General features: G+C 67.8%; 20 protein-coding genes and 1 tRNA gene. 13 read left to right on the top strand and 8 right to left on the bottom strand.

Features of this window, described 5'->3' with window-relative positions; genetic code table 11:
- The first annotated feature begins 41 nt into the window (after nt 1-41).
- The 6 genes from ACOTSS_RS05915 to alaS all read left to right on the top strand — a co-directional run bounded on the left by ACOTSS_RS05915 (nt 42) and on the right by alaS (nt 8661).
- Nucleotides 42-2408 (top strand): response regulator, encoded by a 2367-nt coding sequence (locus ACOTSS_RS05915; protein ID WP_448691299.1) that lies wholly within the window; start codon nt 42-44, stop codon nt 2406-2408.
- Nucleotides 2398-2751 (top strand): response regulator, encoded by a 354-nt coding sequence (locus ACOTSS_RS05920; RefSeq protein ID WP_448690588.1) that lies wholly within the window; start codon nt 2398-2400, stop codon nt 2749-2751. The genes ACOTSS_RS05915 and ACOTSS_RS05920 overlap by 11 nt, the downstream gene beginning before the upstream one ends.
- A gap of 122 nt (nt 2752-2873) precedes the next feature.
- Complete coding sequence (gene recA, locus ACOTSS_RS05925; RefSeq protein WP_448690589.1) at nt 2874-3953, top strand: recombinase RecA; 1080 nt, start codon at nt 2874-2876, stop codon at nt 3951-3953.
- Between the two features lie 759 nt (nt 3954-4712).
- The gene (locus ACOTSS_RS05930) at nt 4713-5339 is read left to right on the top strand and encodes a glutathione S-transferase family protein (protein ID WP_448690590.1); all 627 of its coding nucleotides are present in this window, start codon (nt 4713-4715) and stop codon (nt 5337-5339) included.
- The gene (locus ACOTSS_RS05935; RefSeq protein ID WP_448690591.1) at nt 5329-5928 is read left to right on the top strand and encodes a hypothetical protein; all 600 of its coding nucleotides are present in this window, start codon (nt 5329-5331) and stop codon (nt 5926-5928) included. Before ACOTSS_RS05930 ends, ACOTSS_RS05935 begins: the two co-directional genes overlap by 11 nt.
- 72 nt (nt 5929-6000) lie before the next feature.
- Nucleotides 6001-8661: an alanine--tRNA ligase gene (gene alaS / locus ACOTSS_RS05940; protein WP_448690592.1), complete on the top strand. Its 2661-nt coding sequence runs from the start codon at nt 6001-6003 to the stop codon at nt 8659-8661.
- Nucleotides 8662-8670: 9 nt separating this feature from the next.
- On the opposite strand, the gene bla is transcribed toward alaS, so the two are convergent.
- The gene (gene bla / locus ACOTSS_RS05945) at nt 8671-9621 is read right to left on the bottom strand and encodes a class A beta-lactamase (RefSeq protein WP_448690593.1); all 951 of its coding nucleotides are present in this window, start codon (nt 9619-9621) and stop codon (nt 8671-8673) included.
- A 110-nt stretch (nt 9622-9731) separates the two neighbouring features.
- Here bla and ACOTSS_RS05950 point away from each other — a divergent pair, with 110 nt between their 5' ends.
- On the top strand, nt 9732-10604 hold the full coding sequence (locus tag ACOTSS_RS05950; protein ID WP_448690594.1) for a LysR family transcriptional regulator: 873 nt from the start codon (nt 9732-9734) through the stop codon (nt 10602-10604).
- 61 nt (nt 10605-10665) lie between these two features.
- Here the strand turns inward: ACOTSS_RS05950 and ACOTSS_RS05955 are convergent, their stop codons facing one another.
- Both ACOTSS_RS05955 and ACOTSS_RS05960 read right to left on the bottom strand, forming a co-directional pair.
- Entirely contained in the window at nt 10666-11079 is a 414-nt protein-coding gene (locus ACOTSS_RS05955) for a holin family protein (protein WP_095386282.1), read from the bottom strand.
- A 59-nt stretch (nt 11080-11138) separates the two neighbouring features.
- Nucleotides 11139-11708 (bottom strand): glycoside hydrolase family 108 protein, encoded by a 570-nt coding sequence (locus tag ACOTSS_RS05960; RefSeq protein WP_448690595.1) that lies wholly within the window; start codon nt 11706-11708, stop codon nt 11139-11141.
- A gap of 71 nt (nt 11709-11779) precedes the next feature.
- Between ACOTSS_RS05960 and ACOTSS_RS05965 the strand changes: the two genes are divergently transcribed.
- Entirely contained in the window at nt 11780-12757 is a 978-nt protein-coding gene (locus ACOTSS_RS05965; RefSeq protein ID WP_448690596.1) for an NADPH:quinone oxidoreductase family protein, read from the top strand.
- A gap of 303 nt (nt 12758-13060) precedes the next feature.
- Nucleotides 13061-14500, top strand: coding sequence for a sugar MFS transporter (locus tag ACOTSS_RS05970; protein WP_448690597.1), 1440 nt, complete (start codon nt 13061-13063; stop codon nt 14498-14500).
- Nucleotides 14501-14599: 99 nt separating this feature from the next.
- Here the strand turns inward: ACOTSS_RS05970 and ybaK are convergent, their stop codons facing one another.
- Nucleotides 14600-15073, bottom strand: coding sequence for a Cys-tRNA(Pro) deacylase (gene ybaK, locus ACOTSS_RS05975; RefSeq protein ID WP_448690598.1), 474 nt, complete (start codon nt 15071-15073; stop codon nt 14600-14602).
- Between the two features lie 44 nt (nt 15074-15117).
- Nucleotides 15118-15194, bottom strand: a tRNA-Pro gene (locus ACOTSS_RS05980).
- 277 nt (nt 15195-15471) lie between these two features.
- On the opposite strand from ACOTSS_RS05980, the gene yajC reads away from it, so the two are divergent.
- Genes yajC through secF form a run of 3 tightly spaced genes read left to right on the top strand, consistent with a single transcriptional unit; the run spans nt 15472 to nt 18454 of the window.
- The gene (gene yajC / locus ACOTSS_RS05985; RefSeq protein ID WP_448690599.1) at nt 15472-15801 is read left to right on the top strand and encodes a preprotein translocase subunit YajC; all 330 of its coding nucleotides are present in this window, start codon (nt 15472-15474) and stop codon (nt 15799-15801) included.
- A 52-nt stretch (nt 15802-15853) separates the two neighbouring features.
- Nucleotides 15854-17467, top strand: coding sequence for a protein translocase subunit SecD (secD, locus tag ACOTSS_RS05990; RefSeq protein ID WP_448690600.1), 1614 nt, complete (start codon nt 15854-15856; stop codon nt 17465-17467).
- A 12-nt stretch (nt 17468-17479) separates the two neighbouring features.
- Nucleotides 17480-18454: a protein translocase subunit SecF gene (secF, locus tag ACOTSS_RS05995; RefSeq protein WP_448690601.1), complete on the top strand. Its 975-nt coding sequence runs from the start codon at nt 17480-17482 to the stop codon at nt 18452-18454.
- 99 nt (nt 18455-18553) lie between these two features.
- Here secF and ACOTSS_RS06000 read toward each other — a convergent pair whose 3' ends face one another.
- Nucleotides 18554-19729, bottom strand: coding sequence for a glycosyltransferase (locus tag ACOTSS_RS06000; RefSeq protein WP_448690602.1), 1176 nt, complete (start codon nt 19727-19729; stop codon nt 18554-18556).
- A gap of 14 nt (nt 19730-19743) precedes the next feature.
- Nucleotides 19744-20304 (bottom strand): helix-turn-helix domain-containing protein, encoded by a 561-nt coding sequence (locus ACOTSS_RS06005; protein WP_448690603.1) that lies wholly within the window; start codon nt 20302-20304, stop codon nt 19744-19746.
- An 85-nt stretch (nt 20305-20389) separates the two neighbouring features.
- Here ACOTSS_RS06005 and ACOTSS_RS06010 point away from each other — a divergent pair, with 85 nt between their 5' ends.
- Nucleotides 20390-20872, top strand: a complete 483-nt coding sequence (locus tag ACOTSS_RS06010) for a DUF6456 domain-containing protein (RefSeq protein WP_448690604.1) — start codon at nt 20390-20392, stop codon at nt 20870-20872.
- Nucleotides 20873-21314: 442 nt separating this feature from the next.
- On the opposite strand, the gene ACOTSS_RS06015 is transcribed toward ACOTSS_RS06010, so the two are convergent.
- The gene (locus ACOTSS_RS06015) at nt 21315-23093 is read right to left on the bottom strand and encodes an ABC-F family ATP-binding cassette domain-containing protein (RefSeq protein ID WP_448690605.1); all 1779 of its coding nucleotides are present in this window, start codon (nt 23091-23093) and stop codon (nt 21315-21317) included.
- Between the last annotated feature and the right edge of the window lie 25 nt (nt 23094-23118).

Raw genomic sequence — 23118 nt, forward strand, 5'->3', positions numbered from 1 at the left:
TCGGCAGGGGGGCGGGTCCCGTCGGGACGGCGCCTGCGGGCCTGTCGCGGGTCGATGCCGGGCTGCTCGCGGGTCTCGCGCTGCTGTCGGTCGCGCTGCTGTTCTGGGCGACGCGCGATCCGGTGCTGGCGGCGGGTTTCGTCGCGGGAATCGCAATCGCCATCGGTGGCGTGATTCTCGCCCGCCGTCTGTTTCCCGCTGCGACGGCGGGCGAGGCGGGGGCACCCGACTGGACCATGTTGCGGCAGGCGGTCGCGCACGACGACGTCGCCATTGCCGTGACCGACCGCGCGGGCCGAATGGTCTGCGCCAACGACCTGTTCGCGACCTGGATGGGCGGCTTCGTGACCCCGCCCGGACTGCCGCTCGAAGGCCGCGGCGCCGAACAGCTCAAAAATGCCGGCCGTGCCGCGTGGCGCGACGGCGAGGGGCGTGCCGACGAGATATCGGTCGGCGGCCTGCAATTGCGCGCGCAGGTCACGCGGACGGGACAGGCCGAGGATTATCTGGTCTGGCGCTTCGCGGCGCACGAACGGCTTGACCTCGCATCGGAAATCGTCCGTCACCTCGACGGCCCGGCCGGGCGAACGCTTGGCCAGGCGGGGATCATGGCGGCGCTGGTCAGCGCCGAGGGACGGCTGCGCGTCGCCAATGAGGCCTTCCTGCTCCGCGCGCTCGGCGAGAGCGACCGCGCCCATTATGCCGGGCGCGACGCGGCGGCGATGCTGCGGCTCGACGACGCCGGGGCGCTCTATTTCGCGCGCGAGGGCGACCGCACCACGCCGGTGCGGATGATCCAGATTCCGCTCGCGCCCGCTGGCGCGGGCGGGCCGATGCTGCTCGCGCTGATCGACGAGGAGATCGGGCCCGCCGACCGCGGCACGGCGCAGACCTATGTCGAAACCTTGCTGTCGCTGCTGCCCTTCGGGCTGGCGATGGTCGATCGCGACGGGCGCTTCCTTTACACGAACCGCGCCTTCCTCCGCGCCGCCGGCATCGCCGATGGGCGGATGCCGCGCTATCCGGGCGATCTGGTCGTGGGAGAGGACAAGGGACCGCTTGCCGACATGATCCGCCGCCACAGCAGCGGGCAGCAGGTCGGCGGCGACCTGTCGATCCGGCTCGCCGGGCAGGGCGACGAGCCGGTGTCGATGCGCGTCGTCGGGGTGCGCGGGCTCGGCGAGGCGGCGGTGCTGCTCAGCCTCAAGGATTCGAGCGAGGAATCGCGGCTGAAGCGCCAGGTCGCGCAGCAATCGAAGATGCAGGCGGTGGGCCAGCTCGCGGGCGGCGTCGCGCACGACTTCAACAATATCCTGACCGCGGTGCTCGGCGCGTGCGATCTGATGCTGATGCGGCACACGCCCGGCGACAGCGACTATGACGATATCCAGCAGATCCGCAGCAACGCCAATCGCGCCGCCAGCCTGACGCGGCAACTGCTCGCTTTCTCGCGCCAGCAGACGCTGCGGCCGCAGATATTGCAGCTGCCCGACGTGATTTCGGAGGTCTCGCATCTCTTGAAGCGGCTGATCGGCGAAACGGTGCAGCTGTCGGTGCATCACGGCCGCGGGCTGGGCGCGGTGCGCGCCGACCCGGGGCAGCTCGAGCAGGTGATCATCAACCTCGCGGTCAACGCGCGCGACGCGATGTCGGGGGGCGGTACGCTGACGATCGAGACCTATCCGGTCACCGCGGCAGAGGTACGGCAGATGGGCAGCGAGATCATGCCGCCTGCCGATTATAGCGCGCTCAAGGTCAGCGATACGGGCACCGGCATTCCTGCCGACGTGCTGCCCAAGATATTCGAGCCCTTCTTCACGACCAAGGATGTGGGGAAGGGGACGGGGCTCGGCCTGTCGACCGTCTATGGCATCATCAAGCAATCGGCGGGTTTCATCTTCGCCGACAGCAAGCCGGGGCAGGGGACGAGCTTCACCATCTATCTGCCGGTCCACCGCACCGAAAGCGGCGCGCCTGTCGCGGCGCCGCCGGCGATCAAGCCGCGAAAGAGTCAGTGGGGCACCGGGACCATTTTGCTCGTCGAGGACGAGGACATGGTGCGCGCGGTCGCGGAACGCGCGCTGGTCCGCGCGGGTTATACTGTCATGACCGCCGCGCAGGGCGAAGAGGGACTCGAACGTTTCGGCACGATGGACAGGATCGACCTGGTGATCAGCGACGTGGTGATGCCGGTGATGGATGGCCCCGCGATGGTGCGCGCGATGCGCGCCAAGCGGCCCGACCTGCCCGTGCTGTTCATGTCGGGCTATGCCGAGGAGCAGCTCCGCCAGTCGATCGACATCGACCAGGTCGCTTTTCTGCCCAAACCCTTTTCGGTCGCGCAATTGGCGGAAGCGACGTCGGCGGCGCTCGACGCTGCGGCGCATCGGATTTCCAATGGCGGATGACCGGCTGATCCTGCTCGTCGAGGACGATGTGCTGATCGGCATGATGCTGGCCGACATGTTCGACGCCCTCGGTTTCGCGGAGCCTGCGCAGGCGGCCGCGGTCGAGGACGCGCTGGCCATTATCGACGCGGAGCCGGTCGCGGCGGCGCTCATCGACATCAATCTCGGCGAGACCAAGGGATGGCCGGTCGCCGACGCGCTGGCCGAGCGCGATATCCCCTTTGCCTTCACCTCGGGCGGCGGCGACGTGATCCCGCCCGCGCACGCGCACCGCAAGCTCGTGTCCAAGCCGTTCCGGCTGAGCGAGATCGAGGCGGTCTTGCAGGATTTCTTCCGCGAGTAGCGACGAAATCCCCGTCATTCCGCTTCCCATTGTTCCCCTCTTGTTCTTTGAGAACAAATGTCGTACAGAGGTCGGGCGTTGCGATGCTTCTGCCTTCGCTCTAGAGCAGGAAAGGGACGGTAATGGCCGGACAATTGTCACTCGTCGAATCGGGGAAATCAGTGAACGGAACGGACAGGCAGAAGGCGCTCGACGCCGCATTGGCGCAGATCGACCGCGCCTTCGGCAAGGGCTCGGTGATGAAGCTGGGCTCGAAGGAGGCGATGCAGGTCGAGGCGATCTCGACCGGGTCGCTCGGGCTCGACATCGCGCTGGGGGTCGGCGGCCTTCCGCGCGGCCGCGTGATCGAAATCTATGGTCCCGAAAGCTCGGGCAAGACGACGCTGGCGCTGCATACGCTGGCCGAAGCGCAGAAGACCGGCGGCACGGTCGCTTTCGTCGACGCCGAACATGCGCTTGACCCCGTCTATGCGAAGAAGCTGGGGGTCGACATCGACGAGCTGATCGTGTCGCAGCCCGACACGGGCGAACAGGCGCTCGAGATCGTCGACACGCTGGTGCGTTCGAACGCGATCGACGTGCTCGTCGTCGACTCGGTCGCCGCGCTGGTGCCGCGCGCCGAGATCGAGGGCGAGATGGGCGACAGCCATGTCGGCCTGCAGGCGCGGTTGATGTCGCAGAGCCTGCGCAAGCTGACGGGTTCGATCAGCCGCTCGCGCTGCATGGTGATCTTCATCAACCAGCTGCGCATGAAGATCGGCGTGATGTACGGCAATCCCGAGACGACGACGGGCGGCAACGCGCTCAAATTCTACGCCTCGGTCCGCCTCGACATCCGCCGCACCGGCCAGATCAAGAACGGCGACGAGATCGTCGGCAACACGACGCGCGTGAAGGTGGTGAAGAACAAGGTCGCGCCGCCGTTCAAGCAGGTCGAATTCGACATCATGTACGGGCAGGGCATTTCGAAGATCGGCGAGATTCTCGATATCGGCGTCAAGGCCGGACTGGTCGAGAAATCGGGCGCCTGGTTCAGCTATGACTCGATCCGCATCGGGCAGGGCCGCGAGAATGCGAAAACCTTCCTGACCGAGAATCCCGAGCTTCGCGAACGGCTCGAAACCGCGATCCGCGGCCGCACCGACGAAGTGGCCGAGGAGATGATGGCTGGCCCCGACGACGAGGGCGACGACGACATCTAAGGCGTCGGGATCGCAGCGCGCGATCCCGACCCTCGCCATCCGGCCGGTCCGCCCCTCCTGACCGGCTGGCCGACGGCGGCGGGCCCCATGCCCCTTGGACCTGCTCTCTCCCTTTCGCAGGTCGGCCCGCCCGCCGTTGATCCCTGCGTGGACGATCCCGCCGTTTGCGGTTCGAGCGCGATGGCGGCTTTGGGGTGGGAAGCGGACGTTTCCATTCCATTGTGTGCCCCGGCGAAAGCCGGGGTCCAGGGCGATAAAAAGCTAGGGATGCGCGACGAAGCCCTGGGCCCCGGCTTTCGCCGGGGTACACGTCGGATATGGCAGCAACCGGTCGGTTTCCGACATTCGTCACCCCGGACTTGATCCGGGATCTCTCGCTTTCTGAGGTATTGACTGGCTTGAGCATCAAGCGGGACCCCGGATCGAGTCCGGGGTGACGATGAAAGACAGGCGCGCGCTCCAGAGGATGGCCCATCTGGTGATCCCCGGCGAAAGCCGGGGTCCAGAGCGCGACCAGCCAGCATCGGTTTCTAACGCCCTGGACCCCGGCTTCCGCCGGGGATCACGTCGCATGTAACCGCAACCGGTCGCTAACGGTCGTTCCATAGCGAATGGAAAACCCGTGCAGATATGCAGAGAAGGCTGGGACGCAAAGCCTGCCTCTCTATGTTCTCCGTGCCTCCGCGCGAATTTTCTTCCCTTTCGCACGGGTCCGCTCCAAATCGTCGTCCAACCCGACGCGAGCCGAAGGAGAGCGCGATGAGCCTGATCGTCCACCATCTCAACAACAGCCGTTCGCAGCGCATCCTGTGGTTGCTCGAGGAAATCGGCGCGCCTTACGAGATCAAATTTTACGATCGCGATCCGGAGACCAACCTTGCGCCGCCCGAGCTGCTCGCGGTCCACCCGCTCGGCAAGTCGCCGGTGATCGAGGACGATGGCCGGGTGGTCACCGAATCGGGGGCGATCGTCGAATATCTTTGCGAGCGCCACGGCGGCGCTTCTCTCGTCCCCGAGCGCGGTACCGACGATCATATCCGCCACCTCGAATGGATGCATTTCGCCGAGGGATCGGCGATGACGCCGATCCTGCTGCGCGTCTACACCGCGCGGCTCGGCGCGGCGGCGGCGCCGCTCGAGGCGCGGATCACCCAGCAGCTCGAGTCGCATTTCGCCTATATGGAAAGCCGGCTTCGCCCGAGCGGTCATTTCGTCGGCGACGCGCTGTCGGCGGCCGACATCATGCTGAGCTTTCCCGCCGAGATCGCGGTGATGCAGGGCATGGCGCCGCATTATCCCGGGCTCGCCGGGTTCGTGAACATGTGCCACGACCGCCCCGCGTGGCGTCGCGCGCGCGAAAAGGGCGGGGCCTATTATGGCTATTGAGCGGCATTTCGCCGTTCGCCGGGTCGCGCTGGCCGCCGCCCTTTTCGGTATCGCAGGCGCCGCGATTGCGGCGCCGCCGCAGCTTGGACCCGAGGTCGAGCGCGACGTCATCGCCCCCGAAGGCAGGACGTTCACCCCGGCCGCGCCCGACGAGGAAGGCGCGATCGACCGGTTCGCGGCCTATGTGTCGGCGCTTGCCAAGCGTGATTACGACGCCGCTTATGCCATGCTCCGCCTGTCGCTGCAGGCGTCGAGCCCGCGGCTCGAATGGGAAATGAACCTGCGCAAGCGCAGCGCGCTGTGGGTCGACGGGACGCTGCGCATCGTGCGGCTGAGCTGGTATCTCGACCCCGCGGGGCAGCCGCCCGGCGTCTATGCCGCCTTCGACTTTCGCGGCGACCGCAAGGACGGGACGATGGATTGCGGCTATGTCGTCGTCCACCGCGCCGAACCTGCTGCGCCCTTCACCGTCGTTCGGACCGACGTGTCGGAGGTGCCGCCCGACATGATGGAGGACGGCGTGCCCAAGGCGGACGTGCTCCACCAGCTTCCCTGCTATCTGGGCAAGGGAATCGCGACCGCCTTCTGATCGAACCGGGCGATGAAGGTGACGCGTGTTTCCGCGCTTGTCGCATAACGATAAAATCCCTAATTCGCGCGCATGACATCGACCAACGACATTCGCCGCTCTTTCCTCGACTATTTCGCCGGGGCCGGGCACCATATCGAGCCGTCGGCGCCGCTGGTGCCGCACAACGACCCGACGCTGATGTTCGTCAACGCGGGCATGGTGCCGTTCAAGAATGTCTTCACGGGGCTGGAGAAGCGCCCGTACAGCACCGCGGCCTCGTCGCAGAAATGCGTCCGAGCCGGCGGCAAGCACAACGATCTCGACAATGTCGGTTTCACCGCGCGCCACCATACCTTCTTTGAAATGCTGGGGAATTTCTCCTTCGGCGACTATTTCAAGGAACAGGCGATCCATCACGCCTGGGCGCTGATCACCAAGACATGGGGATTGCCGGCGGAGAAGCTGACCGCGACCGTCTATCACACCGACGACGAGGCGTTCGACCTGTGGAAGAAGATTTCGGGGCTGCCCGAAAGCCGGATCATCCGCATCCCGACCAGCGACAATTTCTGGTCGATGGGCGACACCGGGCCGTGCGGACCGTGCAGCGAGATCTTCTACGATCATGGCGATCACATCTGGGGCGGCCCGCCGGGATCGCCCGAGGAAGACGGCGACCGCTTCGTCGAGATCTGGAACCTCGTGTTCATGCAGTACGAGCAGCTTCCCGGCGGCGAGCGCGTCGACCTGCCGCGGCCGAGCATCGACACCGGCATGGGGCTGGAGCGCGTCGCGGCGGTGCTGCAGGGCGTCCACGACAATTATGACACCGACACCTTCAAGGCGCTGATCGCGGCGTCGGTCGAGCTGACCGGCGTTCCGGCCGAGGGCGCGACCCAGGCGAGCCACCGCGTGATCGCCGATCACCTTCGCGCGTCGAGCTTCCTCGTCGCCGACGGCGTGCTGCCGTCGAACGAAGGGCGCGGCTATGTGCTGCGGCGGATCATGCGCCGCGCGATGCGCCACGCACACCTGCTCGGCGCGAAGGATCCCTTGATGTACCGGCTGCTGCCCGCGCTGACCGCCGAGATGGGCGCCGCCTATCCCGAGCTGATCCGCGCCCAGCCGCTGATCGCCGAGACGCTCGAACGCGAGGAGACGAAGTTCCGCCAGACGCTCGACAAGGGGCTGCGGCTGCTCGACGAGGCGACGGTGGGGATGGGCGAGGGGGCGACGCTGCCCGGCGACGTCGCGTTCAAGCTCTACGACACCTTCGGCTTTCCCTATGATCTGACCGAGGACGCGCTGCGCGCGCAGGGCATCGCGGTCGACCGCGACGGATTCGACGCCGCGATGGCGCAGCAGAAGGCGGCGGCACGCGCGGCGTGGAAGGGCAGCGGCGAAAAGGCGTCGGACGAAATCTGGTTCGACCTCGCCGAAGCGAACGGCAGCACCGAATTCACCGGTTATGGCGCGACCGCGGGCGAAGGTACGGTGATCGCGCTCGTCAAGGACGGCAAGCCCGTCGACGAAGCCCGGGCCGGCGACGAGGTCGTCGTGCTGACCAACCAGACGCCCTTCTATGGCGAGAGCGGCGGCCAGATGGGCGACGCGGGGACGATCGCGACGCTGGAGGGCGCGAAGGCCGCGGTCAGCGACACCGGCAAGCCGCTCGGCCGCCTGCATACGCATCAGGCGACGCTCGAGGCGGGGACGCTGAAGGTCGGCGACACGGTGCAGCTCACCGTCGACGCCGCGCGGCGCGACCGCATCCGCGCCAACCACAGCGCGACCCACCTGCTGCACGCCGCGCTGCGGGGCCGGCTCGGCGGGCATGTGACGCAGAAGGGCAGCCTTGTCGCCGAGGACCGGCTGCGCTTCGACTTTTCGCATCCCAAAGCGCTGACCGCCGAGGAGATCGCCGACATCGAAGCCGAGGTGAACGCGCAGATCCGCGGCAACGAACAGGTGTCGACGCGGCTGATGACTCCCGACGATGCGATCGCGGCGGGGGCGATGGCGCTGTTCGGCGAGAAATATGGCGACGAGGTGCGCGTGCTCAGCATGGGGCGGGCCGATGACAAAAGCTATTCGGTCGAGCTGTGCGGGGGCACGCACGTCCGCGCGCTCGGCGACATCGCGCTGCTCAAGATCGTCAGCGAAAGCGCGGTCTCGTCGGGGGTGCGGCGCATCGAGGCGCTGACCGGCGAAGCGGCGCGGGCGTGGCTCAATGGCCGCGACGACGCGCTGAAGGCCGCGGCGGCGGCGCTCAAGACCTCGCCCGACGAGGTGCCGGCGCGCGTCGCGCAACTGGCCGACGCGCTCAAGAAGGCCGAGCGCGAACTCGCCGAGGCGAGGAAGGCGCTGGCGCTTAGCGGTTCTGGGGGCGGCGGCGCGGGCGCGGCGAGCGGCCCGGCGGTCGAAAAGGTCGGCGACACGGCCTTTCTGGCGCAGGTCGTCGACGGGCTCGACCCCAAGGAGCTTCGCGGCACGGTCGACGGGCTCAAGAAACAGGTCGGCAGCGGCGTCGCGATGCTCGTCGCGGTCAACGACGGCCGAGCGTCGGTCGCGGTCGGGGTGACCGACGATGCAACCGGCAGCCACAATGCCGTCGATCTTGTCAAGGCCGCGGTCGCGGCGCTCGGCGGTCAGGGCGGCGGCGGACGGCCCGACATGGCGCAGGGCGGCGGGCCGGATGGCGCGGCCGCGGATGCAGCGGTCGCTGCGGTCAAGGCGGCACTGGCCGCCTGACCTCAGCCATCATGCCTTGCCGGCCCATTCGGCGGCGAGGCGGCCGACGGCGGCGAGGACGGTTTCATCTTCTTCGCGGATGGCGTCGGTGGCGACCGGGCCTTCATAATAGGCGGCGATCAGCAGCGGCGCGCCTTTCGGCGGGAAGGCGATCGCGATGTCATTATATTTGTTCATCATGCCGGGCGCCATCGCGGTGCCGGTCTTGTGGCCGATCCGCCAGCCCGCGGGCAGGCCGGCGCGCAGGCGTTTGGGGCCGGTCGTGGTCGCAACGCCCCAATCGATCAGCCGCGTCCGCGAGGCGGGGCTGAGCGCATCGCCGAGGAGGATGGTGCGCAGCAGCGCGGTCATGGCGGCGGGGGTGGTCGTGTCGCGCACCTCGCCCTCGCCGACGAGGTTGAGGTGCGGCTCGGCGCGATCGAGGCGTGTCACCGGGTCGCCCCAGGCGCGGAACTGGCGCGTCACCGCCTCGGGCCCGCCGACGAGCGGCAGGAGCAGATTGGCGGCGGCGTTGTCGCTCGCGGTGATCGTCGCCTCCATCAGTTCGGCGACGGTCATGCCGCCCTTGGCGACATTCTGCCGGGTGACGGGCGAGTTGGGCAGCAGATCGGCCTTGCCATAGGGAACGCGCCGGTCGAGCGTCAGCTTGCCCTCGTCGACCGCCTTCAGCACCACCGCCGACAGCGGCCATTTGAAGGTCGAGCAGAGCGCGAAGCGCTCGTCGGCGCGATGCCCCGTCGTCCGCCCGCTCGCCGGATCGAGGAAGGCGACGCCGAGCCGGCCGCCGGACTGCTTTTCGAGCGCCGCGAGGCGCCCGGCGATCAGGTCGGGCTTTTGCGGCTGCTTCGCCGGCGCGTCGCTCGCATCGGGGGTGCAGCCCGACAGCAGGGTCCAGCCCGCGAAGCCCGCGGCGGGGGCGAGCGAGAGCAGGCGGCGGCGCGACAGCGAAGCGATGGTCATATCGATATTCCTCATGGGCTTGGGTTGGCGAGGCGATATTTCGCCAGTTCGACCTTGCGTCCAAGCGATGTTAGGTCAGAAGGGGCATTAGATTTTCTAAGGTATATGACATGGCGATCACCGAAATCTCGCTCAACCTGCTGCGCGCCTTCGACGCGGCGGCGCGGCAGGCGAGTTTTACCGAGGCGGCGAAGGAATTGTTCGTCACCCAGGCGGCGGTGAGCCACCAGATCAAGGCGCTCGAGGCCTGGCTGGGCAAGAGCCTGTTCCATCGCACCTCGCGCGGCCTGGTGCTGACCGACGAGGGGCTGCTGCTCGCGCCGACGGTCGCCGACGCGCTCGCGCGGATCGAGCAGGGGATCGACCTGGTGCGCGGCGGCGTGGCGCGCGAGCTGCTGACGGTCGGCGTCGTCGGCACCTTCGCGGCGGGGCATCTGATGCGGCGGCTTCCCGATTTCCGGCGGCGCTTTCCGCATATCGAGCTGCGGCTGCTCACCAACAACAACAAGCCCGACCCCTCGACCGACAGCCTCGACCTGTCGATCCGCTTCGGCGACGGCGCGTGGCGCAGCGTCGAGGCGGTGCGGGTGATGGACGCGCCGATGACGCCGCTCTGCGCGCCCGCGATCGCCGACACGCTGCACCATCCCGCCGACCTCGCGCGCTGGCCGCTGCTCCGCTCCTATCGCGCGCAGGACTGGCCGGCGTGGTTCGCCGCCGCGGGAACGCCGCCGGTCGCGGCGCGCGGGGCGCAGTTCGACACTTCGATCATCATGGTGCAGGCGGCGCTGCTGGGCGAGGGCGTCGCGCTGGCGCCCGCCGCGATGTTCGGGCCCGAACTCGCCGACGGGCGGCTGGTGCAGCCCTTTGCCTGCGAGGTCGACGTCGGGGCCTATTGGCTGACGCGGCCGCTGGCGCGAGCGGAGCGCGCGGCCGAGCGGGTGTTCGCGGACTGGCTGGTCGAGCGGGCGGGGATGACTTAGGTTGCATCAAGGCCGATCTCATCGGGTTGTGCCCCTTCCTTGGAGGAAGGGGCTCACCCTCTCACCCCTCGACGCCCTTTGCCTTGCCCCACGCGCGCGCGGCGGTGTAGCCGAGGTAGCCGGTGCCGAAGAGCGCGTATAGCGGTTCGGGGATGCCGGCGAGATAGGCGTTCATGCCGTCGGCGATCCCCCTGGCCATGTCGGGGCGCGCGGCGGCGATCAGGCCCATCGGGATCGCCCAGAGCAAGAGCGCGTACATGACGTAGAGGAAGCTCGGCCGCGCGCGGCTGGTCCAGGGGTCGGCGCTGCCGGCCTCGGCGACGATCGCGGTCATCCGCGTCTTGATCGCCTCCATTTCCTGGCTGCCCTCGAGCTTCAGAAGTTCGAGCTTGGCGCGGTCGCGCGCTTCGGGGTCGGGGATGATCTTGTCGATCAGCTTGGCGACGGGGCCGATCAGGCCTTCGATGATGCTCATTTTGGTGCTCCTGTGTTCAAAGTTCAGGTAAGTTCAGCCCAATGGCGCGCCGTGAAGCGTCAGCCCGGGCCGATGCGATTGGCGAGCCAACCGTAGAGAAAGGCCTCCTGGCTCGGGCGGCGTTCGGCGAGCGCGATGTAGCGTTCGCCCTGCAGCGCCTCCATCGCGCGCAGCAGCACCGTTTCGCCCGCCGTGCCGCGCGTGCGCAGAAAGCCGTCGAGCGCCGCCAGCGTGCGCGGGCCGACGGCGCGGTCGACGGCGATGTCGGGATAGTCGCGCGCCGCGCGGTTCAGGGCGTTGAGCGCGCGCTGGAGGAAACCCGCGGCGACCGCGGTGCCCATGTTGACGCCGGTGTCGAACAGCTCGGCGGCGATCGCGGGCGCACGGAGCGCGACCCGATCGAAGCCGGGGCGCCGCCAGTAGAGGCCGCGGTAGATCGCCGCCGCCTCGTCGCGCGGCAAGTCGCGCATCGCTCCCGCATAGCCCTGCGCGCGGGCCACCGCCTCGGTGATCCCCCAGCAGGTCGCGCCGCCGCGGTCGGCGGGGTGGTTTACATATCGGCCTTCGCGGTCGATGACGGCGTCGATCAGCGCGTCGATGTCGGCGCGGGGCGGGTCGGTGTTCGGCATGAGTCGCTCCTATGGTTGGTTGAATGGAAACAACGAACCATATAGGAACAATGTAGGAAAGGATTTTTTCCATGCGGGCGTTGGAGGTGAGCGAATTGGCGCCCGATCATGGCGGCTGCGGCCTGGTGGACCTGCCCGTGCCCGAACCCGGACCGGGCGAGGTGCGGGTGCGGGTGCGCGCGGCGGGGGTGAATTTTCCCGATTTGTTGATGACGCGCGGCGGCTATCAGCTCAAACCCGATCTGCCGTTCGTGCCGGGGCTCGAATTCGCCGGCGAGGTCGACGCGCTCGGCGCGGGCGTCGAGGGCTGGGCGGTCGGCGACGCGGTGGTCGGCGGCAACCGCTTCGGCGCGATGGCCGAATATTGCACCGTCCCGGCGCGCGCGCTGCGCCGCAAGCCCGCGGCGCTAAGCATGGAGCAGGCCGCGGCCTATGGCGTCGCCTATCTGACCGCCTATGTCGCGCTCGTGCGCTGCGGGCGCGTGGCGGCGGGCGACTGGGTGCTGGTGCACGGCGCGGCGGGAGGGGTCGGGCTGGCGACGGTCGATCTCGCCAGGGCGCTCGGCGCGCGCGTCATCGCGGCGGCGAGCAGCGCGGCGAAGCGCGAGGCGATCGCGGATCTTTACGCGCCCGACGCGGTGATCGCCGCCGAGCCGGGCTTTCGCGAGGCGGTGAAGGCGCTGACCGGCGGGCGCGGCGCCGATGTGATCTTCGATCCCGTGGGCGGCGACGTCTTCGACGAATCGACCCGCTGCATCGCCTTCGACGGACGGCTGCTCGTCGTCGGCTTCGCCTCGGGGCGGATTCCCGAGGTTTCGGTGAACATGCCGCTGATCAAGGGCTTCTCGGTCGTCGGCGTGCGCGCGGGCGAATATGGCCGCCGCTTTCTCGAGCGCGGCGCCGAAAATCTGGCGGCGATCGACGCGCTGGCGGCCGAGGGGCGCATCCGCCCGCACGTCCATGCCGTGCTCGACCTCGCCGACTGGCGCGCGGGTTTCGCGATGCTCGAACGGCGCGAGGCGGTGGGGAAGGTGATATTGCGGACGTAGCGCAAAGCGCGTGAAATCTGAATCATCCGCTTCCCCGAGCGAAGTCGAGGGCCCGTTCGAGCGAAGCGAGAAGCTTACCGTGGCGGCCTCGACTTCGCTCGGCAGAGCCCCTCGTCTTCGCTCGGGGAAGCGGTTTCCATGTGTGGCAGGAGTATGACAGGTAGGCGGGAACGTGCCGATGTGAGCGTTCTCCTGCATAGCTATGCTAGTGATTTTGCGGATGGTCAGCCGCCAAGGGCGCAGCTAGTCTCCGGCGCATAAGAGGGCGCCCGAGCGTCCGGCAAACCATTCGGGGAGACGATCATGGCCCTAGCGCCCGATACCGCCAGCAGCACCGACCCGCGCCCGGTCGCCAACGACGGCGTCCATGTCGACGCGCCCGAACTGCGCCTGTTCGTAATGGGGCTGTTCTTCATCTTCGGCGGCATCACCTCGCTCAACGACGTGATCATTCCCAAGCTGAAAGAACTGTTCACGCTCAACTACACGCAGGCGATGCTGGTGCAGTTCTGCTTCTTCACCGCCTATCTGGTGATCGGCATTCCGGGGGCGAAGCTGGTCAAGAAGATCGGTTACATGCGCGGCGCGGTGGCCGGGCTGCTGACGATGCTGGTCGGCTGCCTGCTCTTCATCCCGGCATCGCAGAACGCGATCTACGAACTGTTCCTGCTGGCGCTGTTCGTGCTCGCGAGCGGGGTGGTGATCGTGCAGGTGGTGTCCAACCCGCTGATTTCGCTGCTCGGCAAACCCGAAACCGCGCACAGCCGGCTGACCTTCGCACAGGCGTTCAATTCGCTGGGGACGACGCTGTTTCCCTTTGTCGGTGCCGGCCTGATCCTGGGCAGCATCGCCAATGTGAAGGCCGAGGATCTGTCGGGACCGGCGCTCGCCGCCTATCAAACCGCCGAGAGCCAGGCGATCGTCAACGGCTATCTGGGCATCGCCGTCGCGCTCGCGGTGGTCGCCGCGGCGGTGTGGCTGTTCCGCAACCGGTTGCCGCACGACGCGGCGAGCATGTCGGGGGAGGAGCTGGTCCGGCTTCCGCGCTATGTGGCGGGCCTCGCGCTGATCGTCGGCGGCGCGATCGTCGCGACGGGGGTCAATTCGATCGTCGGCCTGCTGCTCATCCTGCTCGCGCCGGTCATCTGGCTTTACGGCAACGACCTTCTGAAGCGGCGGCGCTTCGGTTTCGGCGCGCTGTGCATCTTCCTCTACGTCGGCGCGGAGGTTTCGATCGGGTCGCTGATCATCAACTATCTGGCGCAGGAGCGCGTGCTCGGGCAGCCCGAGGCGGTCGTCGGCTGGATGGTCATATTTTACTGGGGCGGGGCGATGATCGGCCGCTTCATCGGCTCTCTCCTGATGTATCTCAGGATCAGCCCCGGCAAGCTGCTCGCCTTCAACGCGGTCGGGGCGATCGTCCTCATCCTGATCTCGGCGAACAGCAGCGGGCCGATTGCCGCCTATTCGCTGCTCGCGATCGGGCTGATGAACTCGATCATGTTTCCGACGATCTTCAGCCTGGCGTGCGAAAAGCTCGGAAACCGCGCGGCCGATGGGTCGGGAATCATCAACGTCGCGATCTTCGGCGGCGCGGTGGTGCCGGTCGCGACCGGCGCGCTCGCCGACGCGACGGGGGGCAATCTTGGGCTTGCGCTGACGCTGCCCGCGCTCTGCTATGCGGTCATTGCGGCCTATGGCATCTATGCCCGGCGGCCCGCCGCCGACGCGCCCGCTGCCTAGAGTGCGTTCGGTTTTGATGGAATCAAAACCGGCACTCTAGATTCTTGTTTTACCGTGTTTTCCGAGTCGTCAGGTGATTCCACCTGACTTGAAAACACTCTAGGCGGCGATCGGCGCGACGGCGGCGTTCAGCAGCCTCGCCGCGTCGCGCGGGTCGAGCCGCACCTGCAGCCCGCGCTGGCCGCCGTTGATATAGACCTGGGGGTGGATCAGCGCGGCTTCGTCGATCGCGACGGGCACGCGGCGCGTCTGCCCGAAGGGGCTGACGCCGCCGACCTTGTAGCCCGAGACGCGTTCGGCATCGGCCACCGGCATCATCGCGGCCGACTTGCCGCCGAGCGCCGCGGCGAGCCTTTTCATCGACACTTCGCGATCGGACGCGAGAATCGCGCAGGCGGGCCTGCCGTCGAGGCGCAGCATCAGCGTCTTCAGCACACGCTCCGGCGCTTCGCCGAGCGCCTCGGCCGCTTGCAAGCCGACGCGTTCGGCCGACGGATCATAGTCATAGCTGTGGACGGTGAAGGCGATTCCCGCCTGTTCGAGCGTCCTTGTCGCCCGCGTGGCTCGCGACATGCGCCGCCTCCCGAAAGATTGGCGATGGAGAAAGCGGAAGAAATTGGTCGGGACGAGAGGATTCGAACCTCCGACCCCCACACCCCCAGTGTGATGCGCTACCAGGCTGCGCTACGTCCCGACCGGCCCGATTGGGCAGGCGAGGCCCCTAGCGCGGCTTGGCGGGGGATGCAAGGCTCTCCTGAGCGAAGTCTGCACGCGGCACCTGCGGGCCGCGGAATAATCGCGCGACGGCGCCTTGACGCGCCGTGCATCGTCCCCATTTGCGCGGGGCCTGCCGGGGGGAAGGAATGCAGCCATCGGTTGCGCCACGCTTTCCTGCGTGATAGGCGCCGCGCCATATTTTCGCGCGCCGCTTCCTTGGGGAAATGGCCGCGCCAACGGAAAGTCTTTCATTCATGTCGACGAACTTGCTTCTGACCCAGGCGGCCGGATCCGGGGGCGGGGCGGCCGGTTTCATCATGCTGGTGCCCTATCTGCTGATCTTCGTCGTCTTCTGGTATTTCCTGATCCGCCCGCAGCAGGTGCGGATGAAGGAGCATCGCGCCAAGGTCGCGGCGGTGAAGCCGCGCGATCAGGTGGTCACGGGCGGCGGCATCGTCGGCAAGGTCACGCGCGTCGACGATGATTTCGTCGACGTCGAAATCGCGCAGGGCGTGAAGATCAAGGTCGTGAAGTCGACCCTGTCGGACGTCCTCCAGCCCGGCGCCAAGCCCGCCAACGATTGACGCGGCGCGGCCTGCGCTCGCGGGCCCGTCTCTCGCAAACCGGAATCACCCTATGCTCGATTTCCCGCGCTGGAAGACCATCGGCATCAGCATCATCCTGCTGGCCGGCATCCTCTTTACCATACCGAGTTTCCTGCCCGAGCGGGTCTTCAACCAGCTGCCTTCCTTTGCGCAGATGAAGGTCAACCTGGGGCTCGACCTCGCCGGCGGCAGCCATTTGCTGCTCGAAGCCGATCTGGCCGACCTTCAGAAGACGCAGCTTTCCAACATGGAAAAGACGGTGCGCACCGCGATGCGCGGCGACCATGGGGCGGATGACGATATCGCGATCGGCGATCTGCGGCGCACCGCCACGCAGGTCAGCTTCCTGGTTCGCGACCAGACGCAACTCGACGAAGCGCGCGAGCGGATGTTCCGCGAGACGCAGGGTGCGGCGATGACCGGCCAGCGCGACTGGAATGTCGGCATCGTCGATACGACGCGCATCGTGATGACGCCGACGCGGGCCGGCCAGCAGCAGGCGGTCAGCCGCGCGATGGACACGGCGCGCGACATCATCGACCGCCGCGTCAACGCGCTGGGCACACGCGAGCCGACGATCATCCGCGAAGGCGACGACCGCATCGTCGTCCAGGTGCCGGGGCTCAACGATCCGCAGCAATTGAAGGACCTGATCGGCAAGACCGCGAAGCTCGAATTCCGGATGGTCGACGCCAACGCCGACCCCGCCGAAGCCGCCGCCGGCCGCGTGCCGGTGGGGAGCGAGATCGTTCCCTATGCTCCCGGCGAGGGCAATGGCGCGGCGTTCGAAGTGCTGCGGCGCGAGGTGATGATCAACGGCGAGCAGTTGATCGATGCGCAGCAGAGCTTCGATCCGCAGACCAGCTTGCCGGTCGTCACCATCCGTTTCGATTCGGGCGGGTCGGCGACCTTTGCCCGCGTGACGGCGCAGAATGTCGGCAAGCGCTTTGCGATGGTGCTCGACGGGCAGGTGCTGTCCGCGCCGTCGATCAATGAACCGATCCTCGGCGGCAGTGCGCAGATTTCGGGCAGTTTCTCGGTCGCCAGCGCCAATGCGCTCGCCATTTCGCTGCGCTCCGGCGCGCTGCCGGTGAAGATGACGGTGGTCGAAGAGCGGACGGTGAGCCCTGAACTGGGCGCCGATTCGATCGAGAAGGGTGTGATCGCCGGGATCATCGCGACCGTTTCGGTGCTGGTGCTGATGCTGGTCGTCTATGGCCGGTTCGGGGTCTATGCGAACATCGCGCTGATCTTCAACGTGTTCCTGATCATCGCGACGATGGCGGCGTTCAACGCGACGCTGACCCTGCCCGGCATCGCCGGCTTCGTGCTGACCATCGGCGCCGCGGTCGACGCGAACGTGCTGATCAACGAGCGCATCCGCGAAGAGCTGAAACGCGGGCGAAGGCCGTTCCAGGCGGTCGAACTCGGCTATACCGAGGCGAGCCGCGCGATCTTCGACGCCAACGTCACCAACGTCATCGCCGCGGCACTGATGTTCTGGTTCGGCTCCGGCCCGATCAAGGGCTTCGCCGTGGTGCTGACCATCGGCATCGTCACCAGCGTCTTTACCGCCGTTACCGTCACGCGCATGTTCGTCGCCCATTGGCTGCGTGCGAAGCGCCCGGCGTCGATTCACATTTAAGGGAGCGAAACGATGCGCTTGCTGAAACTCGTCCCCGACGACACCAATATCGATTTTCTGAAGTGGCGGAAATTCGCGTCCTTCATGAGCTTCGTCCTCGTCGTCATTTCGATCGCGCTGGTTGCGGTCCGCGGGCTGAACCTGGGTATCGACTTCGTGGGCGGCCAGTCGGTCCGGGTCGAATTCACCCAGGACATGCCCGAGATCCAGGAGATTCGCGAGGCGGTCAGCAAGATCGGACTCGGCGAGGCGACGATCCAGCAATTCGGATCGGACAAGGCGGTGTCGATCCGCACCGCGCTGCCCGATGGCGACAAGGCCGCGGCGGATCTGGCGGGCCAGAAGCTCGTCGACGGAATCCGCAAGGCCTTTCCCACGGCGCACGCCGGCGCGGTCGAGACGGTGTCGGGCAAGGTTTCCGAAGAGCTGCTCAGGACCGGCGCGATCAGCCTCGCGCTCGCGATGCTCGGCATTTCCATCTATATCTGGATCCGCTTCGAATGGCAGTTCGGCGTCGGCGCGATGGGCCGCCTGTTCCACGAAGTCGCGCTGACCTTCGGTTTCTTTGCGGTGACGCAGATCCAGTTCGACCTCAACAGCGTCGCGGCGCTGCTGACGATCGTCGGCTATTCGCTGAACGACACCATCGTCGTTTATGACCGGGTGCGCGAAAATCTGAAGAAATACCGCAAGATGGAGATCGTGCCGCTGCTCAACCTCAGCATCAACGAGACGCTGTCGCGCACGGTGATGACCAGCGTGTCGGTGCTCATGGCGCTGGCGGTGCTGCTGATCTTCGGCCCGGACGTGATCTTCGGCTTCACCGCGGCGATGCTGCTCGGCGTGTTCGTCGGCACCTATTCGTCGATCCTGATGTCGACGCCGGTTCTGGTCTGGCTGAAGGTCGGTCCGCACAGCTTCGTGCCGCGCACGGCCGAAGGCGGTGCGGAGCGCGTCGCGCGGTCGGACGATGGAGCGGTGGTCTAGAGTGCATTCGGTTTTGATGGAATCAAAACCTGCACTCTAGATTCTTGTTTTACCGTGTTTTCCGAGTCGTCAGGTGATTCCACCTGACTTGAAAACACTCTAAGCCGAAGCCAGGCCCGCGCAGCGGCGGAGATGCTCGGCCAGTTCGCGGCCGTTGCGGTCCCAGTTGAAACGGCCGGCGAGGCTCGCGGCGACCGCCGAAGGTAGCGGCGGAGCCGCGAGGATCGCCGCCACGGCGTCGGCGATAGCCTCGGCATTCCGGTCGACGATGCGGCCCGCCGCCGGTGAGGCGACGAGTTCGGCGGCGCCGCCCGCGTCGCTGATCACGATCGGGGTGCCGCAGGCGAGCGCCTCGACCCAGGCGTTGGCGAGGCCCTCGCTGACCGAGGGCATGACCACGGCATCGGCGGCGCGATAGAGCTGCGGCAGGTCGGCATTGGCGACCGGACCCATCAGGTGGACGCGATCGGCGACGCCGAGGCGCTGCGCGAGCGCGCGGTAGCGGCCTTCCTCTTCGCCCGCGCCCGCGAGCCAGTAATGGACGCCGGGCAGGGCGGCGAGCGCCTCGATCACCAGCGCCTGCCCCTTGCGCGCGATCAGCGCGCCGATGGTCGCGATCGCCGGGGCGTCGCCCATGCCGAGCGCGGCGCGCGCGGCGGCGCGGTCGCCGGGCGAAAAGCGCGCGGTGTCGATCCCCGTATAGTGGACCGCGATCTTTGCCGCGTCGATGCCGATCGCCGCCATGTCGCGGCGCATCGCATCCGACACGGCGAGCAGCCCCGCGGCGCGGTCGGCGGCGGCGAGAAGCTGGGGCCGGCTCGCCGGATCATGGCCGAAATGGCTGATGTCGGCGCCGCGCGCCTTGACCGAGAAAGGCAGGCCGAGCGCCGCCGCGACGCGCATCGCGGCGGGGCCGTCGGGATAGAAGAATTGCGCGTCGACGACGTCGAACGTCTGCCCGCGCACCGCCGACAGCACCGCGCGCGCGACCTGCGCCGGGGTGAAGCGCGCGCCATGGCGCGGGATCAGCGCGAAGCGCGGGCGCCGGACGGGAAGGCCGTTCCAGTCTTCGCGGCGCGGCAGCGCGCGAAGCGCGCGGTAGCGCGGGTGCAGCGACAGCGGGAAGGGCGGCAGGCCGACCGGCGCGACGATGGTGAGATCGATGCCGGGCTGGGCGGCGAGCGCGCGCAGGCTCCTTTCGACGAACAGCCCGAAATTGGGGCGCGCCGCGTCGGGGAAGAGCGTGGCGATCGAGAGGACGCGGAGGGGGGGCACGTCGGGCAGCGGTCCTAAAGCGTCCGGATCAGCCGCACCGCGACCGCGGCCCAGGGCGGGTTGCTGACCACCTGTTGCCGCTGGCCGGTGCCGGGCGGGAGCAGGTGGAGCTTTTCGCCGTCGACGTTGAGCAGCCGCGCGAAGACGAAGCGGCCGGCGGGGCGGGGGACGAGGAGGTCGCGGTTGAGCGCGCTCGCCCAGTCGCCCTCGATCCGGCGGCACCAGATTTCGTCGCCGGCGCGATAGTCGCCGATCGACGAGGTGACGCGCACCGCGATCATGTCCTCGGTCGGGCGCGCGGTCAGCGCCTGTTCGGTGCGCGTCGGCGCGGTGGCGCCATCGGCGCCGAGCAGCGCGGTGATGCTGAGCTGGGTATCCTGCGGGAGCTGGACGAGCTCGGCGGCGTCGACCCCGAGCGCCTTGGCGATGCGGTTCATCCAGCCAAGCGACAAGGTGCGGGTGCCCGTTTCGAGGCGGCCGATCGTCTGCGCGGTGGTCGGCGGGTCGCAGCGGAACGCGACCTCCTCCAGCGTCAGGCCCCTGGCGCGGCGGACGGCACGGATGCTGTTGATCATCGCTTTTCTTTCATAACCAATATGGTTTCTTCTTTCCTACATTATGATCCAATGTCAAGCCGCTTCTCCCACAAAGGAGAATCGCATGACCGCACGCCGCCTTGAAACCCGCATTCATCCCGACGACCGGCTCGATCCGGACAAGCGCGGGCCGCAGGTGATGCGGCATGTGACGGTCAACGTCGCCGAGAGCCCGATCGCGTGGCTCGCGGCGCGCGGGCATCTGAGCGCGGCGCAGCTCGGCGCGGGCGAGCGGCTGCGCGCCGATTACGAGCGCGCGGGGCTGGCGGCGCGGGTGACGATGCGCTGGGACGCGGCGCCGCCCGCGAAGAGCCGCGGCGGTGCGCGCGCTTCCGACGCGTCGCTGGCGCGGATCGACGCGCACCGGCGCTTTCACGCGGCGCTCGACGCCGCGGGGCCGGGGCTCGCCGACATCTGCTGGCGGGTGGTCTGCGCGGGCGAGGGGATCGGCTGCGCCGAAAAGGGGCTCGGCTGGCCGGCGCGGTCGGGCAAGCTGGTGCTGGGGCTGGCGCTCGACCGGCTGGCGCGGTTTTACGGGACGGGGTGAATCAGGGCGATGGCTGGAAGCGACCGGTTGCGGTTACATGCGACGTGATCCCCGGCGGAAGCCGGGGTCCAGGGCGTTAGAAACCGATGCTGGCTGGTCGCGCTCTGGACCCCGGCTTTCGCCGGGGATCACCAGATGGGCCATCCTCTGGAGCGCGCGCCTGTCTTTCATCGTCACCCCGGACTCGATCCGGGGTCCCGCTTGATGCTCAAGCCAGTCAATACCTCAGAAAGCGAGAGATCCCGGATCAAGTCCGGGGTGACGAATGTCGGAAACCCGACCGGTTGCAGCCATTTCACCATCGTCACCCTGAACTTGTTTCAGGGTCCATGGCCTGCCGTCTACTTCGACGCGGCATCGAACGAGAGGTCTGGCCATGGATGCTGAAACAAGTTCAGCATGACGTGATCTTGAACGGCCGCTCCCCACCCCAAAACCGACGTTATCCCAGCGCCTCGACCTCTTCCGCCAGCGCGAGCCAGCGGTCTTCGGCGGCGGCTTTTTCCTCGCGCAGCGCTTCGAGCTTTTCCGTCAGTGCTGTGAAGCGGGCGTGGTCGCGGGTGAAGAGGTTGCCGTCGGACAATTCGGTCTCGATCCCCGCCATTTCCGCCTCGATCGCCTCGATGCGCGCGGGTAGCAGGTCGTAGTCGCGCTGATCCTTGTAGCTCAGCTTCCTGCGTGCTTGCGGCGGGGGAGGCGGTGCCGCGGCGGTCGGCGCCTTCGCTTTCGCCGCGGCGGGCTTCACCCGCTTCGCTTCCCAATCGGCATAGCCGCCCGCGACGACATCGACCTTGCCCGAACCGTCGAGACCGAGCGTCACGGTGACGGTGCGATCGAGGAAGTCGCGGTCGTGGCTGACGAGCAGCACGGTGCCGTCATAGTCGGCGATCACCTCCTGCAGCAGGTCGAGCGTTTCGAGGTCGAGGTCGTTGGTCGGCTCGTCGAGGACGAGGAGGTTCGATTCGCGCGCGAATTCGCGCGCCAGCAAAAGCCGCGAGCGCTCGCCGCCCGACAGCGCGCCGACGCTCGCCTCGGCGACGCCAGGGTCGAAGAGAAAGTCCTTCAGATAGCCCTGGACATGCTTCTTGACCCCGCGCACCTCGACCCAGTCGCCGCCGTCGGCGAGGATGTCGCGGACTTTCTTGTCGGGCGAGAGCAGGCTGCGCTGCTGGTCGATGACGATGCCGTCGAGCGTCGGGGCGAGGGTGACACCGCCTTCGTCGGGCGCGATCTCGCCGGTCAGCAGCTTGAGCAGGGTCGACTTGCCCGCGCCATTGGCGCCGACGATACCGATGCGGTCGCCGCGCTGGATGCGGAAGGTGAAGTCCCGAATGATCGTGCGGTCGCCGAAACGCTTGGTGATATGATCGGCGACGATCACCGATTTCGAGCGGACGTCGTCGTTGGCGAGGCCGAGCTTGGCGACCCCGGGGCCGCCGATCATCGCGGCACGGGTGGCGCGCATCTCGATCAGCTTTTCGAGCCGGCCCTGGTTGCGCTTGCGCCGCGCGGTGACCCCGCGTTCGAGCCAGTGCGCCTCGAGCCGCAGTTTCGAATCGAGGCGCTGGGCGGCGCGCGCTTCTTCGGCCGCGACGGCATCGCTCCATTCCTCGAAGCCGCCGAAGCCGATCTCCTTGCGCCGGATGCTGCCGCGGTCGAGCCACAAGGTCTGGCGGGTCAGGCGGGTCAGGAAGGTGCGGTCGTGGCTGATCGCGACGAAGGCGCCGGTGTAGCGGGCGAGCCAGGCCTCGAGCCAGTCGATCGCGGCGAGATCTAAGTGGTTGGTCGGCTCGTCGAGCAGCAGCACGTCGGGGTTCTGCGCCAACGCTCGTGCCAGCGCGGCGCGGCGGCGCTCGCCGCCCGAGGCGCTGGCGGCGGCGCGGCTCATGTCGATCCCGAGCTGGTCGGCGATGGCTGCGACCTCGAACTCCTCGGGCGCGTTCGGCGGCGCGACGGCGAAATCCATCAGCGTCGCGAAGGGCGTGAAATCGGGTTCCTGTTCGAGCAGCACGACGTGGGTGCCGGGGACGATGACGCGCTTGCCCTTGTCGGCGTCGATCTGCCCGGCGAGCAGCTTGAGCAGGGTCGTCTTGCCCGCGCCGTTACGTCCGATCAGCGCGAGCCGGTCGCGCTCGCCGACATAGATGTCGAGATCCTGGAACAGCCAGCCGCTGCCCTGGACGAGGCCGAGGCCTTCATAAGATAAGATCGGTGCTGCCATGATGAACGGCTCGCTACTGGCGCGT

The sequence above is a fragment of the Sphingopyxis sp. NJF-3 genome (genome assembly GCF_053514865.1).